A 15954-nucleotide genomic window follows, 5' to 3' on the forward strand; every position below is an offset into this window, starting at 1 on the left:
CTCCAGCGATACGTCCGTCATGGCGAATCTGCGAACGGTCATCTGCGTCTCCTTGAAGAGAGGGCCGATCCACCCAAGCCGATATCGGATTTGCTGCGGCACAGGGTGGCAGCGGCACAAAAGGGCGGAGAGCGAAAATCATCAATGCGCCGTCCTTTCCGCCCTCCGCAAAGCCGACATCCCCGCCGTTGACAGACGGCGCGATGGTCTTCTAGGCTCCGTCCCGTTCCCAGGGGAGCCTCGTTCAGGAGGCTGAGACACCCGCCGGCCCGGTCCTTCGCGTCCAGGCGACGCGGCAACCCTTCGAACCTGATCCGGGTCATGCCGGCGTAGGGATGCGGGACGAGAAGGCCTTTGCGGCCGACGCGCAGATCCATACCCCCACAGGCTTGTCCCGGATTCGTTTGTTGCTCCATCGGTCGGTGCCGCATGGAGAAATCGGGGCGGGGAGTGCGGCGGTGAGCGCGATCTACGACAGCGTGATCTACGACAGGGTCCTGGCCTTCATGGAGGCCGACATCGGAACCGGGGCGGCGGCCGACGAGGCCTTCAACGCCCTGGCGCTGGCGGTGTTCGCCCATCAGTTCGAGCACAACCAGCCCTATCGCCGCTTCGCCATGCAGCGCGGCCGGACGCCGCGCGGGGTGAAGAGCTGGCGCGACATCCCGGCGGTGCCGATCAACGCCTTCAAGGACCTGACGCTCAGCTGCCGCCCGGCGGAGGAGTCCGCCCGCATCTTCATGACCAGCGGCACGACCAAGGGCGGCATCCGCGGCCAGATCCACCACACTACCCTGACGGTCTATGACCGCTCCATGCTGCTCAACTTCCGCCGCCGCTTCATGCAGGAGGCAGAGCGGATGGCGATGGGCATCCTGTTCCCGACCGAGACGGCGATGCCGAACTCCTCGCTCGCCCATTACCTGGAGCTGGCGCGGGCGGAGTGCGGCACGCCGGACAGCCGCCATTGGATCGGCGAGGCGGGCATCGACACCGCCGGGCTCTACGACCGGTTGGATGCCGCCGAACGGTCGGGGCTGCCCTTCGCGCTGCTGGGCGCCAGCTACGGATTCGTGCATCTGATGGACGCCATGGCGCGCGACGGACGCCGTTTCGCCCTGCCGGAGGGGAGCCGCATCCTCGACACCGGCGGCTTCAAGGGCCAGTCGCGCGAACTGGAACCGGACGAGTTCTATGGCCAGCTGGCCGAATTCTTCGGCGTGCCGCGCCAGCGCTGCATCAACATGTACGGCATGACGGAGCTGAGCACTCAGTTCTACGACGACGGCAACGCGGTCTGCCCGTCGCTGAAATCCGGCCCGCATTGGATCCGCAGCCGCGTCGTCGATCCCTTGTCCGGGCGGGACGTGCCGGCCGGCGGTATGGGCGTGCTGGTGCACCATGATCTGGCCCACGTCAACTCCGTCGCCGCCATCCTGACCGAGGACGCCGGCATCCTGGAGGAGGGCGGGTTCCGCCTGCTGGGCCGCGTCGCCGGGGCGCAGGCCAAGGGCTGTTCGCTGGCGGTGGAGGATTTCCTCGCCGCCGCGCGCGGTTGAACGGGACCGCGGCCTTGGCCTTCCGCGACGAACCGGAACTGGCAGGCCATCTGCCCGGCCTGCCGCCGGATGCGGTGGAGCGGCGCGTGCTGACCTTCGGGTCGGGCGCTGCGGCGTTGCGCGTGGCGGTGCCGGTGCTGGATTCCGGGCAGGTGGAGCGGGTCGCGGCGACGGTCCGGGCGGCGGCGCGCGGCTATCTGAAAACGCTGCCGACGGCGCACATCGTCGCGGTGATCGATGTGGCGATCCAGCGGCTGCTCGACCGCGAGGACCCATGGCGCCGCCGGGCGGAGCGGTTGCTGCCCATCGTCACCGGCTATGACGCCGAGATGGTGCGTCTGGGGCTGACCGGCTATCTGAAGACCTTCCGCGCGCATGAGTTGCGTCGCTTCCTGGCGGAGGATTTCGCCAACCCGCTGGTGCTGGACGAATTCCAGCCGGCGCCCAAGGGCGGCTTCACCCGCGCCTTCGGCCCCGACCTGCTGCTGCATGTCTGGGCGGGCAATGTGCCGGGGCTGCCCTTGTGGAGCCTGATCTCCGGCCTGCTGGTGAAATCCGGCACGGTCGGCAAGCTGCCCAGCGCCGAGCCGCTGTTCGCGGGCTGGTTCGCCCAATTGCTGGCGGAGATCGACCCCAGGCTGGGCGACTGTCTGGCGGTAGTGTGGTGGAAGGGCGGCGATGCGGCGGCGGAGCGGGCATGGCTGGCCCAGGCCGACACGGTGGTCGCCTATGGCGGCAATTCGGCGCTGGCGGCGATCCGCGACCGGGTGCCGGTGACCACCCGCTTCCTGCCCTACGGCCACAAGATCAGCTTCGCGATGGTGTCGCGCGCCGCCCTCGACCCGCGGCGGGCGGGGGAGACGGCGCGGCTGGCCGCCCACGACATCGCCCGCTACGACCAGCAGGGCTGCTATTCGCCGCAGACCCTGTTCGTCGAGCGCGGCGGCCGGCTGTCGCCGCAGGATTTTGCCGTCCTGCTCGCCCAGGAACTCGCGGTGCAATCCCGCAAGCACCCGCGCCGTGCCCTGTCGATGGCGGAGGCCGGGGAGGTCGCCGGCTGGCGCGACGGGCAAGCGATGCGCGGCCTGGACGGGTCCGGCCATCTGCTGCTGTCGGATCCGGCAGGCGGCTGGTGCGTGTCCTGCACCGACGCGCCGGACGGGTTGGCGCCGACCGCGCTGAACCGGACGATTTCCGTGGTCGCGGTGGACGATCTGGCGGAGGTGGCGGGCCGCGTCGCACCGCACCGCGCCGTGCTGCAGACCGCCGGCATTGCAGCGCCGCCGGAAGAGTTGTTCCGGCTGGCCGGGCCGCTGGGTGCGGCTGGGGTGACGCGGCTTTGTGCCTTGGGTGGCATGACCGCGCCGGAGGCGGGTTGGCACCATGACGGCCGGTTCAACCTGCTGGATCTGGTGACGGTGACGGAGATCGAACGCTCGGCGGAAGCGCTGGCGGAGGGGTTGGCCCGCTATGCCGATTGACCCGCCGGCCTTCCTGAGCTTCGAGGGCGTGCGCTTCGATTACGGCGCCGCCGCCATCGTCGATGGCGTCGACTGGTCGGTCGGCCGGGGCGCCATCCACTGCCTGCTGGGGCGCAGCGGTTGCGGCAAGACCACGCTGCTGAAGCTGGCCGCCGGGCTTCTCTCCCCCGCCGCGGGAGGGGTGCGGCTGGACGGCGTGCCGGTGCGCGGGCCGGGCGATGCGGTGGGCTTCGTCTTCCAGGCGCCGACGCTGCTGGAATGGCTGACGGTGCTCGACAATGTGCTGCTGCCGGTGACGCTGCACCGCCGCGCCAGCGCCGACGACCGCGCCCGCGCGCTGGACCTGCTGGAACTGGTCGGGCTGGCCGGGCTGTCGGAGCGGGGGCCGCGGGCGCTGTCGGGCGGTCAGCAGAGCCGGGTGGCGCTGGCCCGCGCGCTGATCGCCGATCCGGCGCTGCTTCTGCTCGACGAGCCCTTCGCCGCGCTGGACGCCCTGACGCGCGAGGAGCTGCAGGAGGATCTGCTGCGGCTGTGCGCGCAGCGCGGCACCACCGCGCTGTTCGTCACCCACGACATCGCCGAGGCGGTCTATCTGGGCGACCGCGTGGCGGTGATGGCGGACGGGCGGCTGCGCCACAGCGTGTCCATCGACCTGCCGCGTCCGCGCCCGCGCGATGTGCGCTATGACCCGCGATTCAACGCGCTGTGCCGCGAGCTGCGCCATGCCATGGACGGCGCGTCCGGCGTCCGGCGGGCGGAGGCGGCGGAATGACCAACCGCCTCGCTGCGATCCTGCTGCCGCTGCTGCTTCTGGCGGGGTGGGAGGGCTATTGCCGCTGGTCGGGGATTCCGGCGCTGGTGCTGCCGCCGCCCTCCGCCGTGGGGGCTGCGCTGTGGAGCGGTCTGGCGAGCGGACGGCTGCTGCCGCATCTGGCGGTGACGGCTGCGGAGATGGCGCTCGGTCTCGGCATCGGCTGCCTCGTCGGTTTCGTCGCCGGGGTGGCACTGGCGGAGGTCGCGGGACTGCGCCGGCTGCTCTACCCCTATGTCATCGCCAGCCAGGTGGTGCCGAAGCTGGCGCTGGCGCCGCTGTTCATCCTGTGGTTCGGCTTCGGCATGACCTCCACCGTCGCGATCACCGCGTTGATCTGCTTCTTCCCGCTGCTGGAGAACACGCTGACGGGCCTCGACCGCGTCGATCCCGCCAAGCGGGAGCTGTTCCGCATGCTGCGCGCCGGGCGCTGGCGCACCCTGACGCGGCTCAAGATTCCCGCGGGCCTGCCGGTGATCCTGGCCGGGCTGCGCGTGGCGGTGGTGCTGGCGCTGGTCGGTGCCGTGGTGGGGGAGTTCATCGGCGGGCGCCAGGGGCTGGGCGCCTCGATCATCGCTGCGCAGGGGATGATGGACACCCCGCTGATGTTCGCCCTGTTCGCGGTCATCACCGCGCTGGGCATGCTGATGTATCAGGCCACGCTGCTGATCGAGCGGTGGCTGTTGTCTCGACAGGCGAAAGGATAGCAGGGAAATGGGTCTGTTTTCTCGTTTGGTGGGGGCATCCGCCCTTGTCGGGACGCTGCTGCTGGGCGGCATGTCCGGCGCTTTCGCCCAGGCACTGGACAAGGTGACGGTGGCGGGCTGGAGCCAGCCGATCAGCGAGATCACCAACCTGCTGGCCGAACCCGACAAGGGCTTCTTCAAGGCCAAGGGCATCGCGCTGGACTATGTGCCCGGCACCGGCGGCGGGTCGGCGATCCAGACCATGCTGACCGGCAAGGCCGACGTCGCCTTCACCGATCCCGCCGCCCTCTATCTGGCGCTGGACAAGGGCGAGAAGCTGGTCGCCATCTACAACATCTATCCGCAGAACGTCTTCAACGTGGTGTCGCCCAAGGCCAACGGCATCGCCAAGCCCGCCGACCTGAAGGGCAAGCGCGTCGGCGTCTACAGCCTGTCGAGCGGCACCCGCCAGAATCTGGCCGTGCTGCTGCATCAGGTGGGCTTGAGCGAAAAGGACGTGACCATCGAGGTGACCGGGCTGCTGAACTTCGCCCCGGTGATCCAGGGGCAGGTGGACGCCACGGCGGCGACCGACACCGGCCTCTACGTCGCGCGGCTGAAGGGCCTGCCCGAGGTGAACGTGATCGAGGTGCGCGACAGCCTGAACCTGCCGAGCGACATCTTCGTGGTGACCGAGGAGACCTATCGCAGCAAGAAGCCGCTGCTCGCCCGCTTCCTCGCCGCCTACCGGGACAGCGCCGCCTGGATGATCGCCAACCCGGAGGAGGCGGCCCGCCTCGCCGTCACCCGCGCCATCAACGGGTCGGACGAGGCGGTCAACCTGGGCATCATCAAGCTGCGCAACGCCTCCACCGTGTCGGAGACGACGGAGCGCGAGGGGCTGGGCGCCTTCGATCCCGGCGTGATGCAGAAGGGCGCCGACACCTTCCACCAGCTGGGGCTGATCGCCCGCCCGCTCGACATGGGCACGGTGGTGCGCACCGACCTGATCCCACCCAAGCAGTGACGGGACCGTCATGGATTTCCAGGGCAAGGCCATCCTCGTCACCGGCGCCGGGCGCGGCATCGGCGCTGCCATCGCCCGCGCCTTCGCCGCGGAAGGGGCCATGGTGGCGGTCAACTACCTCCGCAACCAAGCTGCTGCGGAAGCGGTGGCGGCGGAGTGCCGGGCACTGGGCGGCGACGGGTTGCCGCTGCGCGCGGACGTGACCGACGCCGTGGCAGTCGCTGGGATGGTGGAGACGGCGGTCGCGGAGTTCGGCGGGCTGGACGTGGTCGTCAACAACGCCTTCGCGCCCTATGTCTTCGACCCGGACCGGCGGCGGCTGTTCTGGGAAACCGAGTGGGACGACTACCAGACCCAGATCGACGGGGCGCTGAAAAGCACCCACGCCGTCTGCCGGGCGGTGCTGCCGGCGTTGCGCCGGCGGGGCGGAGGCAGCATCGTCAACATGGCGACCGACCTCGTGGCGCGGCCGACCGTGCCATACCACGACTACACCACCGCCAAGGCGGCGCTGATCGGCTTCAGCCGCACCCTGGCGGCGGAGCTGGGGCCGTTCGGCATCCGCGTCAACTGCGTGGCGCCGGGGCTGGTCTATCCCACCGACGCCAGCCGGTCGACGCCGGAACCGGTGAAGGACCGCATCACCGCCCTGACGCCGCTCGGCCGCATCGCGACGCCGGAGGATGTCGCCGGGCCGGTGCTGTTCCTTGCCTCCGACTGGAGCCGCTTCATGACCGGCCAGACGCTGACGGTGGATGGCGGGCTGGTGATGGGCGGCACCTGACCCATATCGCGCCGACGGCCGGCTGGGCTATGCTCCGCCCCCGGCCCCGCCGTTCGACCCCGACCGGCAGCCGGCAGGTCCGCTTTCTCAGCCATCAAGGTGCCGTCACCGTGACCGATCCCACCGACAGCCTCGAGTCCCGCCCCATCCGCGCCGTCGCCTTCGATCTCGACGGCACGCTGGTGGACAGTGTCGCCGACCTGATGCACGCCGCCAACCTCCTGCTCGCCGAGCTGGGACGCCCGCCGGTCGACCTGCCGTCGGTTCGGTCCTTCGTCGGCGATGGAGCGCCCAAGCTGGTGGAGCGCGTGCTGGCCGCCACCGGCGGGGTTCCGGCCGCGGAGGAAACCGCCCGCTGCCTTGCGCGATTCCTGTCGATCTACGAGGCCGATCCCAGCGCCCACAGTCAGCTTTATCCCGGTGTCGCCGATACCTTGGACGCGTTGGCGGCGGCCGGGCTGCGGCTCGGCGTCTGCACCAACAAGCCGATGGCGGCGACCCTGAGGCTGCTCGACGATCTGGGGATTGCCGGCCGTTTCGCCGCCGTGGTCGGCGGGGACAGCTATCCGACCCGCAAGCCCTCGCCTGAACCGGTGCTGGGATTGCTGGACAGGCTGGGCGTGCAGCCGAATGAGGCGGTCTTCGTCGGCGACAATGAGCATGACGTCGCCGCCGCCCGCGCGGCAGGTGTCGCGCGGGTGCTGGTGGTGCCCTACGGTTACGCCCGGGTTCCGCTCGACACTCTCCCGCATGACGGAATTCTCGACGGCTTCGCCGACCTGGCGAAGCGGCTGTCGCGCTGAGCGGCGTCAGGCCGCCCAGGTGACGCCGTCGGCATCCTGTGTCTGCGGCGCGGTCTGCGCGACCACCTTGACCGCCAGACCGCCGCAGGAGGTTTCGCGGTATTTCGGGTCCATGTCCTTGCCGGTCTCGAACATCGTCTCGATGACCTTGTCGAGCGACACCAGCGGTTCGCTGGTCCGGTGCAGGGCCATGCGCGTGGCGTTGATCGCCTTCATGGCGCCCATGGCGTTGCGTTCGATGCAGGGGATCTGCACCTGCCCGCCGACCGGGTCGCAGGTCAGGCCGAGATTGTGTTCCATCGCGATCTCGGCGGCGATGCACACCTGTTCGGGGCTGCCGCCCATCAGGTCGGCGAGCCCGCCGGCGGCCATCGAGCAGGCGACGCCGACCTCGCCCTGGCAGCCGACCTCGGCGCCGGAGATGGAAGCGTTCCGCTTGTAGAGCGCGCCGATGGCGGCCGACGCCAGGAAGAAGCGGACACAGGCGTCCTCGTCCAGCGGCTTGATGAAGTTGTGGTAGTAGGCGAGCACCGCCGGGACGATGCCGCAGGCGCCGTTGGTCGGCGCGGTGACGACGCGGCCGCCCGCCGCATTCTCCTCGTTCACGGCGAAGGCGAACATGTTGACCCAGTCGACGACGTTCATCGGGTCGCGCGACAGCGCTTCCGACGAGGCCAGCTGGCGGCGCAGGATGGCGGCCCGGCGCGGGACCCGCATCGGTCCGGGCAGCACGCCCTCGGTCGTCATGCCGCGGTCCATGCAGGCGCGCATCGTCTGCCAGATGTTGGCGAAATAGTCGCGGATTTCCTGGTGGCTGTGCAGGCGCAGCTCGTTCTGCAGGATCAGGCCGGAGAAGGACAGGCCGGTCTTCCGGCAGTGGTCCAGCAGCTCGGCGGCAGAGGCGTAAGCGTAGGGAAGCTCCACCTCCTCGCCGCTCTGCTTGCCGAAATTCTCGTCCTCGACGACGAAGCCGCCGCCGATGGAGTAATAGGTCTTACCCAGCAGCAGCCGGTCGCCGTCGAAGGCCTGGATCGTCATGCCGTTCTCGTGCCGGGGCAGGTTCGACCGGTGGAAGGTGATCGCGGCCGGCGGGAAATCGATGGGCTTGCCCTCCTGTCCCAGCGGCAGGCTGTGCGAATTGCGCACCTGCTGCAGGAAGGCGGGGATGGTGTCGATGGCGACGGTGTCCGGCAGGTTGCCGGCGAGGCCGAGCATGAGGGCGACGTCGGTGTGGTGGCCCTTGCCGGTCAGCGCCAGCGAGCCGTAGACGTCGACCGCGACGCGGGTCGTGGCATCGAACCCGCCGCAGGAGCGCAGGGCATCCACGAACTGCTTGGCTGCCCGCATCGGTCCCACCGTGTGCGAACTGGAGGGGCCGATACCGACCTTGTAGAGGTCGAACATGCTGATCATGGCGTGCTTCCTTCCTGTGCCGGTTCTTCTCTTCGCCGCTTCGGGCGGCGTCCCGCCGTTGTCGGACGGGGCGCCACCCTGGGGCGAAGCGGTGGGATTGTCAGAGGCTGAGCAGGGAGTAAAGGATGGCGGACATCGCGACGCTGCCGATGAAGATCACCACCACGTTGCCCGGCTGGCCGGCGTATTTGCGCATGGCCGGCACCTTGCGGATCGCGTACATCGGCATGATGAAGAGCAGGGCGGCGATGATGGGACCGCAGAGGGATTCGATCATGCCCAGGATGCTGGGGTTGAGCGTGGCGGCGATCCACACGGCGGCGACCATGAACAGGGCGCTGAAGCTGTTGATCGCCTTGAGGTTGACGGGTTTGCCCTGGCTGCGAAGCTGCTGCGAGATCAGACCGTTCAGGCCTTCGCGGGCGCCGAGATAGTGGCCGAAGAAGGACTTGGTGATCGCCACGAACGCCACGGCCGGGGTCAGGAGGGCCATCAGCGGGTTGTCGAACTTGTTGCCGAGATAGGACAGGATGGAGATGTTCTGGGCCTTCGCGTCGGCCAGTTCCTGCGGGGTCAGGCTGAAGACGCAGCTGAAGACGAAGAACATGACGACCAGGACCATCATGACGACCGCATATTTCTCGATGCGGGTGGTCTGCGCTTCAGCCTCTTCGCCATACTGGTTCTGCTGGGCGACGACGAAGCGCGAGATGGCCGGGGAGTGATTGAAGGAGAACACCAGCGCCGGGATGCTGAGCCACAGGGTCAGGCTGAACTGGCCGGCGGTCGGGGCTTGCTCGAGGATCGCGCCGTTCCAGTCAGGGGCGAGATACAGGCCGATGCCCATCAGGACCAGCACGAAGGGATAGACGAGCCAGCTCATGACCCGGACGACCATCTGCTCGCCCAGCTTGATGACGGCCATCAGCCCGAGGATCAGGCCGAGCGACAGCAGGATGCGCGGTGGCGGCACCATGCCCAACTGATGCACCATGAAGCTCTGGACCGTGTTGGTCAGGCCGACGCCGTAGATCAGCAGGATCGGCAGGATGGTGAAGAAGTACAGCAGGGTGATGAGCTTGCCCGCGGTGGCACCGAAATGCTCGGTCACCACCTCGGTGATGTCGCTGCCCGGTTTGGACGAGGACAGGATGAAGCGGCACAGGCCGCGATGGGCCAGATAGGTCATCGGGAAGGCGATGACCGCCATCACCGCCAGGGGCCAGAAGCCGCCGAGCCCGGCGTTGATGGGAAGAAAAAGCGTGCCTGCGCCAATAGCCGTTCCGAACAGCCCAAGCATCCACATGGTGTCATGCTTGGTCCACGGCAGTGGAGGATTGCCAAGCCTCGTGGATTCCGTTGAGATGCTGACCATTTTTATGCCTCCAGCATGCCTTCGTTCGTGGATGTTCAGGCCATCACGGAAAGGCTGCGCTTTGTTGACCTGGAGGAAGCCTAGCAACACACCGCCGGCAATTCCTGGCCGAACTCAGGAGCGGTGGAATAGCGAAATGAGCGGCGGAATGGAAAAATGAGCGGAGGCGGCCGGGGGCGAGCGGCGGCCTGCGGGGGGTGAACGGCGCGTCCCGCCGCTTCCCACTGGCCTTTCGGCCGGGGATGGTTCACACCATGCGCCTCAACCCAGCACATGCCGTCGCTCACCTGCCCGGACCCGACGGTCCGGATGCGCGGGTGTAGGGAGCTTCAACCGATGCAAATTGATCCCGTGGGCCTCTCGCTGGTCCTGCTCCAGCAGATGTGCGTCTATCTTGTGGTGGCCTATCTCCTCAGCCGGACGAAGATCTTCATTCCGCTGACGCATGCGACGATCCGACCGCCGCACAAGCTGGCCTGCTACGTCATCTTCTCGCTGTTCTGCATCATGGGGACCGTGCTCGGCATGCCGGTGGTCCATGCCATCGCCAACACGCCGGCGATCGGCGCCGTTCTCGGCGGTCTTCTCGGCGGTCCGGTTGTCGGGCTTGCGGTCGGCATCACCGGCGGGCTGCACCGCTATTCGCTGGGCGGCGCCTTCGCGCTCGCCGCCGCCATCGACATCGTCGTGCAGGGCGTGCTGGGCGGCCTGATGCACCGCCACCTCATCAGGCGGGGCAGGATCCGCACCCTGTTCGATCCGGTCAAGGCCGGCGCGCTGACCTTCGTCGGGGTGGTGCTGGAACTGCTGATCGATCTCGCGGTGGCGAAGCCCTTCGACCAGACGCTGGAGATCGTCAAGCTGATCGCGGTGCCGGAGCTGATCGCCAATTCGCTGGGCGCGGCGATGTTCATGGGCATCCTGCTCGACCGCCGGGCGCTGATCGAGCGGCAGTCCAGCCTGTTCTCCGCGAAGGCGCTGGCAATCGCCGCGCGGGCCGACGGCGTGCTGCGCCGCGGCTTCAACCAGGAAAACAGCATGACCGTCGCCCGGATCATCTATGAGGAGACCGGGGTGGGTGCCGTCGCCATCACCGACCGCGAGAAGATCCTCGCCTTCATCGGCATCGGCGACGACCATCACCTGCCCGGCACGCGGATTTCCTCAACCAGCACGCTGGACGCCATCGCCAACAACGAGGTCACCTATGCCGACGGCAACGAGGTGGCCTATCAGTGCTCGATCAGCCCGACCTGTCCGCTGGGGGCGTCGCTGGTCATCCCGCTGGTCGGCGAGGACAGCCATGTCATCGGCACGATCAAGCTGTACGAGCCCAAGACCAAGCTGTTCTCCACCATCAACCGCACGCTGGGGGAAGGCATCGCCAAGCTGCTGTCGAGCCAGATCCTCGCCGGGCGCTACGAGCAGCAGAAGGCCCTGCTGGCGCAGGCGGAGATCAAGCTGCTGCATGCCCAGGTGAACCCGCATTTCCTGTTCAACGCGCTGAACACCATCGCCGCCGTCACCTGCGACGATCCGGAAAAGGCCCGCGACCTGATCGGCGACCTGTCCACCTTCTTCCGCATGAACCTGAAACGCCCGAGCCAGATCGCCCCCCTGGCCGAGGAGATCGAGCATGTGAACGCCTATCTGCAGATCGAGCTGGCGCGCTTTTCCGACAGCCTGTCGGTGGACATCGACATCCCCGACAGCCTTGGCCGGGTGCGGCTGCCGGCCTTCACGCTTCAACCGGTGGTGGAGAATGCGATCAAGCACGGCACGTCGCAGCTTCTCCGTCCCGGCCATGTCTCGATCAAGGCCCGCGATGACGGCGACGTTCTGGTCATCGACGTGGAGGACGATGCCGGGCTTTACGAGGCGAAACCGGCAGGCCAAGGGCTAGGCATGAGTCTGGTCGACCGCCGCATCAAGAACTGTTTCGGTCCGTCCTACGGTGTTACCGTCGCGTCCGAGCGGGACGTCTTCACCCGCATCACGATCCGGGTTCCTCTGGAGGCCGCTTTCAAATGATCAACGTGCTCATCGTCGATGACGAACCGCTGGCACGCAAGGAGCTTCGCCGCGTTCTCTCGAAGGCCGCCGACATCGCCATCGTCGGGGAATGCAGCAACGCCATCGACGCCATCGGCGCGATCAACCGGGAAAAGCCGGACGTGGTGTTCCTGGACATCCAGATGCCGCGGGTGAGCGGCATCGAGATGCTGAGCATGCTCGACCATGAGAAGATGCCGCACATCGTCTTCCTGACCGCGTACGACGAGTATGCGGTCCAGGCGTTCGAACAGCACGCCTTCGATTACCTGCTGAAGCCGGTCAACCAGGCCCGTCTCGACAAGACGCTGCAGCGCCTTCGCCGTGACCGCGAGCCGCAGAAGATCGACCAGCTTCCGGGCGCCAACCAGCTCCGCCAGATTCCCTGCTTCGGGCAGCACCATGTGCAGCTGGTGCGCATGGAGGATGTCGAGCATGTGGCGTCCGGCGTCAGCGGCGTCTATGTGGTCTCCACCGACGGCACCGAACGGCCGACGGAGCTTCCCCTCCACATCCTTCAGGACCGGACGCCGCTGCTGCGCTGCCACCGGCAATATCTGGTCAACACCGATTGCATCGAGAAGATCAATTTCCTTGAGAACGGCCTCGCGGAAATCAGCACGAAGCGCGGGCAGGTCATTCCCGTCAGCCGGCGCTTCTTCCCGCAGATCAAGGAGCGGCTCGGGATCCTGTGACGGCGAAGCCTTGGAATTTGTGAGTTTTTAGGGCAGCTGGACCGCCGACTGCCATTGCTGCAGGAAAGTCCCGCGCTTGAGCGGGTCGAGGAAGACCAGCAGCGCCGCACTGAGCGCGATGGGCTGCAGCGGCGCCACGGTGCTGGAGCGCAGGCCGGCCGCCGAGGCCTCGAGGGTCACCGAGGAGGACAGCGCGTAGAGGGCAGAGCGGTCGGCGACCACCTCCTGCCCGCGGGTGGACAGCAGGTAATCGATGAACAGGCCGGCCAGCCGGGGGCGCGGGGCCGATTTCGGGATCACCGCCACGCGCGAGATGACCAGCGTGTAGTCCTCCGGCATCACGATGCCGATGGGGGCGCCGGCCGCCACCCGCGCCCGCGCGTAGGAGCCCAGCACATTGTAGGCGATCAGCGCCTCGCCCCGCTCCACCATGTCGAGAAGGTCGGCGCTGCAGCAGGCCGTCCGCACCTGGGCGTTTCCCATCAAGGCCACGAGTTGCCAGTATTGGCTGAACAGCAGCGCGTCGTGCGAGGCCAGAAGATAGCCGATGCCGCTGATCGTGACGTCGTAGGTGGCGACCAGCCGGCCATATTCGGCGCGACCCTCGCGCAGCAGCCGGATCAGCGCCTCGCGGGTGCGCGGCACCCGGTCTTCGGGCAGGCGGTTGCGGTCATAGGCGATCACCGCCGGCTCGAAGGTGAAGCCGAAGGCCTCGTTCCGCCAATTGGCCCAGCCCGGCAGGAGTTGGCTGCCGGCCGGGATGTGGGGTTGGGTGTGGCCGTCATTCACCAGCTTGACCTGAAGGTCGGCGGCGGAGCTGATCAGCAGATCCGGCTTGTCCGTCTCGGCATCCCTGACCGCGCGGGCGTACAGCTCGGACGTGCCGACGTCGACATACTCCACCGTGATGTCCGGATGCACGCGCTGGAAGTCGAGGACCAGCGGCTCCATCGCCTGACGGTCGGTGGCCGCATGGATGCGCAGCCGGTCCCGCGCCGTGCCGGGGGCCGGGTAGGTGATGGTCTGTGTCGCCGTTTGCGCCGCCGTTTGAGCTGCCGCCTGCTGGGGCGACCACAGCGCGGTCAATGCCGCGAAGGCCAGGACCAGCAATGCCGTCTGGCCGCCGGACGGGGTGGCGACCGGCTCGGATGCGGCAGTGGAGTTGGCGAGCGCGCCGGGGAAGTCGATCCGCGCCACCAGCCCGCCGCCCGGACGGTCGAGCAGCGACAGGGCGGCGCCGTGCGCCTCGGCAACGGAATGGACGATGGCCAGCCCCAGCCCGCTGCCGGCGACCCCGGCCGCCGAACTGCCGCGTCCGAAGCGGGTCAGCACCTTCGTCTTTTCCGCGTCGGGAATGCCGGGACCGCGGTCGGCCACCTCGATGCGCAGGCCGCGGTCGCCGGGCCGCCGGGCCAGGGACACGTCTATGGTGCCGCCAGACCCTTCATGCTTCACCGCACCGGCGTATTTCACCGCGTTGTCCACGAGGTTGGTCAGCGCCTCGCGCAGGCTGATGGCGTCGCCGGGGACCAGCCCCGGTTCGGCCGCGGGATCGACCTCCAGCCGGATCGGCGTCTCTCCGGCGACGGGCCGCGCCCGCTGGATCACCTGCTCCAACAGGGCGCCGATGTCCACGTCCTCCGGATTCAGCGCCTCGCTGCGGTGCATCACCATGGCGTGGTTGAGAAGCTGGCTGGTCAGCTGGCTCGCCTCCACCGCATTGCGGTGGACGCGCTGGGCGATGCGGCGCAGGGCGGCGGGGTCGTCCTCGTCCGCCGCAAGCTCGGCCTGCAGGCGCAGGCTGGCGAGCGGCGTGCGGATCTGGTGGGCGGCGTCGGCCAGGAAGGTCTGCATGGTGTCCAGGTTCGACTTCAGCCGCTCCATCAGCTGGTTGATCGCATGGACCAGCTGCGACACCTCCTGCGGCGGCGGCATGGCGATGGGGGAGAGGTCGCGGGCATGCCGGTCGCGCAGCACGCGCTCCAGCGAGCCGAGCGGCGCCAGCGCCTGCCGGATGCCGAACCACACCAGCCCGGCTAAGGCCAGCATGGCGAAGACGATGGGCAGGAAGGCGTTGGCGAGGATGTCGCGCGCCAATGCCTGCCGCTCCTCCCGCGTCTGGGCGACGGCGATGGTGACCCAGCCGGCGAGCCCCGGCTGCGCCACGAAGCGGTCCAGCGTGGCGACGCGCACCCGCGCATCGCGGTAGGTGGCATCGGCGAATTGTGGGCGGACGCTTGTGCCGGACTTGGCGGTCACCGGCAGGTCGTCGTACCCCGTGACCGGCGATCCGTCCGGCGCGACGATGCGGTAGAACAGCCGGTCGCGACCGCCGCCCTGCTCCTCTCCCCCCTGTGCGAGGATGCTGAGCGAGGAATAGGGCAGATCGACCAGGAATCGGCCGTCCTGGACGCGCACCGTGTCGGCGATGGACAGGGCGGAGGCCGCCAGCAGGCGGTCGAAGGCGGCATCGGCGGCGCGCCGGGCATAGGCGTCGACGAACAGGAACAGGCAGCCGGTCAGAACCGCCAGCACGCCGAGCAGCCGGATGAACAGTCGGCGGCGCAGCGAATAGGTCCCCTCACTCCCCGTTGCGGATTTCCGCCACATATCCCAGCCCCCGAACCGTGCGGATCTCCATCGACGATCCCTGCATCTTGCGCCGCAGCCGCGAGACGTACAACTCGATGGCATTCAGCGCGGTGGGCTGGTCCAGGCTGAACAGGCGGTCCATCAGATCCTCCTTCGACATCACCGCGCCGAGGTGGCCGAGGAAAAGCTCCAGCAGCCGGAACTCGCGCCCGCCCAGCTCGACCGGCCGCCCGTCGACCTCCACCAGCTTGGCGGCGGCGTCGAACAGGATGTTGCCGAACTGGGTGCGCGACGACGCCATGCCGTGGGAGCGGCGCAGCAGTGCCCGGCAGCGCGCCTCCAGCTCGCGCAGGTCGAACGGCTTGACGATGAAGTCGTCGGCGCCGAGGTCGAGCAGGTCGATCTTCACATCCACCTGCGACCGGGCGGTCATCATCAGCACCGGCGTGGCGTTGCGGCGGCGGCGCAGCTGGCCCAGCAGCGCCTGCCCGTCGATGCCCGGCAGCATGATGTCGAGAAGAACCAGCTGATAGGGCTCCCGGCGCAGCAGCTCCTCCGCCTCATGGCCGTCGGCCACCCAGTCCACCGCATAGCCCAGCTTGCGCAGGCGATGGACGATGGCGTCGGCCAGATCCTCGGTGTCTTCGACGACGAGAATGCGCATGGGCTGCCCCTC

Annotated in this window: 13 protein-coding genes and 1 riboswitch; of the genes, 9 read left to right on the top strand and 4 right to left on the bottom strand. The window is 68.4% G+C overall.

Going from position 1 to position 15954, the window contains the following annotated elements; genetic code table 11:
* Positions 1–221 precede the first annotated feature (221 nt).
* Positions 222–354, top strand: a riboswitch (TPP riboswitch).
* 104 nt (positions 355–458) lie between these two features.
* The 7 genes from AZOLI_RS19245 (at position 459) to gph (ending at position 7151) form a co-directional block, all read left to right on the top strand.
* The gene (locus AZOLI_RS19245) at positions 459–1559 is read left to right on the top strand and encodes a long-chain-fatty-acid--CoA ligase (protein ID WP_014188799.1); all 1101 of its coding nucleotides are present in this window, start codon (positions 459–461) and stop codon (positions 1557–1559) included.
* Between the two features lie 14 nt (positions 1560–1573).
* Positions 1574–3040, top strand: coding sequence for an acyl-CoA reductase (locus AZOLI_RS19250; RefSeq protein WP_162488325.1), 1467 nt, complete (start codon positions 1574–1576; stop codon positions 3038–3040).
* Entirely contained in the window at positions 3030–3812 is a 783-nt protein-coding gene (locus AZOLI_RS19255) for an ABC transporter ATP-binding protein (RefSeq protein WP_014188801.1), read from the top strand. Before AZOLI_RS19250 ends, AZOLI_RS19255 begins: the two co-directional genes overlap by 11 nt.
* A complete protein-coding gene (locus AZOLI_RS19260; RefSeq protein WP_014188802.1) occupies positions 3809–4558 on the top strand; it encodes an ABC transporter permease in 750 nt (249 codons plus the stop codon). Before AZOLI_RS19255 ends, AZOLI_RS19260 begins: the two co-directional genes overlap by 4 nt.
* Before the next feature lie 7 nt (positions 4559–4565).
* The gene (locus AZOLI_RS19265; RefSeq protein WP_014188803.1) at positions 4566–5564 is read left to right on the top strand and encodes an ABC transporter substrate-binding protein; all 999 of its coding nucleotides are present in this window, start codon (positions 4566–4568) and stop codon (positions 5562–5564) included.
* Positions 5565–5574: 10 nt separating this feature from the next.
* Complete coding sequence (locus tag AZOLI_RS19270) at positions 5575–6348, top strand: 3-oxoacyl-ACP reductase (protein WP_014188804.1); 774 nt, start codon at positions 5575–5577, stop codon at positions 6346–6348.
* 110 nt (positions 6349–6458) lie between these two features.
* Positions 6459–7151 carry a phosphoglycolate phosphatase gene (gene gph / locus AZOLI_RS19275; RefSeq protein WP_044552495.1) on the top strand — a complete coding sequence of 231 codons (693 nt, stop codon included), beginning with the start codon at positions 6459–6461 and terminating at the stop codon, positions 7149–7151.
* A 6-nt stretch (positions 7152–7157) separates the two neighbouring features.
* Here gph and AZOLI_RS19280 read toward each other — a convergent pair whose 3' ends face one another.
* Together AZOLI_RS19280 and AZOLI_RS19285 are read right to left on the bottom strand one after the other, a co-directional pair.
* Positions 7158–8564 (bottom strand): L-serine ammonia-lyase, encoded by a 1407-nt coding sequence (locus tag AZOLI_RS19280; RefSeq protein WP_014188806.1) that lies wholly within the window; start codon positions 8562–8564, stop codon positions 7158–7160.
* Between the two features lie 100 nt (positions 8565–8664).
* Positions 8665–9939, bottom strand: coding sequence for a serine/threonine transporter (locus tag AZOLI_RS19285; RefSeq protein ID WP_044552160.1), 1275 nt, complete (start codon positions 9937–9939; stop codon positions 8665–8667).
* 336 nt (positions 9940–10275) lie between these two features.
* On the opposite strand from AZOLI_RS19285, the gene AZOLI_RS19290 reads away from it, so the two are divergent.
* Both AZOLI_RS19290 and btsR read left to right on the top strand, forming a co-directional pair.
* The gene (locus tag AZOLI_RS19290) at positions 10276–11970 is read left to right on the top strand and encodes a sensor histidine kinase (protein ID WP_014188808.1); all 1695 of its coding nucleotides are present in this window, start codon (positions 10276–10278) and stop codon (positions 11968–11970) included.
* Entirely contained in the window at positions 11967–12686 is a 720-nt protein-coding gene (gene btsR, locus AZOLI_RS19295) for a two-component system response regulator BtsR (protein WP_014188809.1), read from the top strand. The genes AZOLI_RS19290 and btsR overlap by 4 nt, the downstream gene beginning before the upstream one ends.
* Positions 12687–12713: 27 nt before the next feature.
* Here btsR and AZOLI_RS19300 read toward each other — a convergent pair whose 3' ends face one another.
* Both AZOLI_RS19300 and AZOLI_RS19305 read right to left on the bottom strand, forming a co-directional pair.
* Positions 12714–15296, bottom strand: coding sequence for a sensor histidine kinase (locus AZOLI_RS19300; RefSeq protein ID WP_014188810.1), 2583 nt, complete (start codon positions 15294–15296; stop codon positions 12714–12716).
* Positions 15268–15942: a response regulator transcription factor gene (locus tag AZOLI_RS19305; RefSeq protein WP_014188811.1), complete on the bottom strand. Its 675-nt coding sequence runs from the start codon at positions 15940–15942 to the stop codon at positions 15268–15270. The genes AZOLI_RS19300 and AZOLI_RS19305 overlap by 29 nt, the downstream gene beginning before the upstream one ends.
* Between the last annotated feature and the right edge of the window lie 12 nt (positions 15943–15954).

Source organism: Azospirillum lipoferum 4B, assembly GCF_000283655.1.
Lineage (GTDB): Bacteria > Pseudomonadota > Alphaproteobacteria > Azospirillales > Azospirillaceae > Azospirillum > Azospirillum lipoferum_C.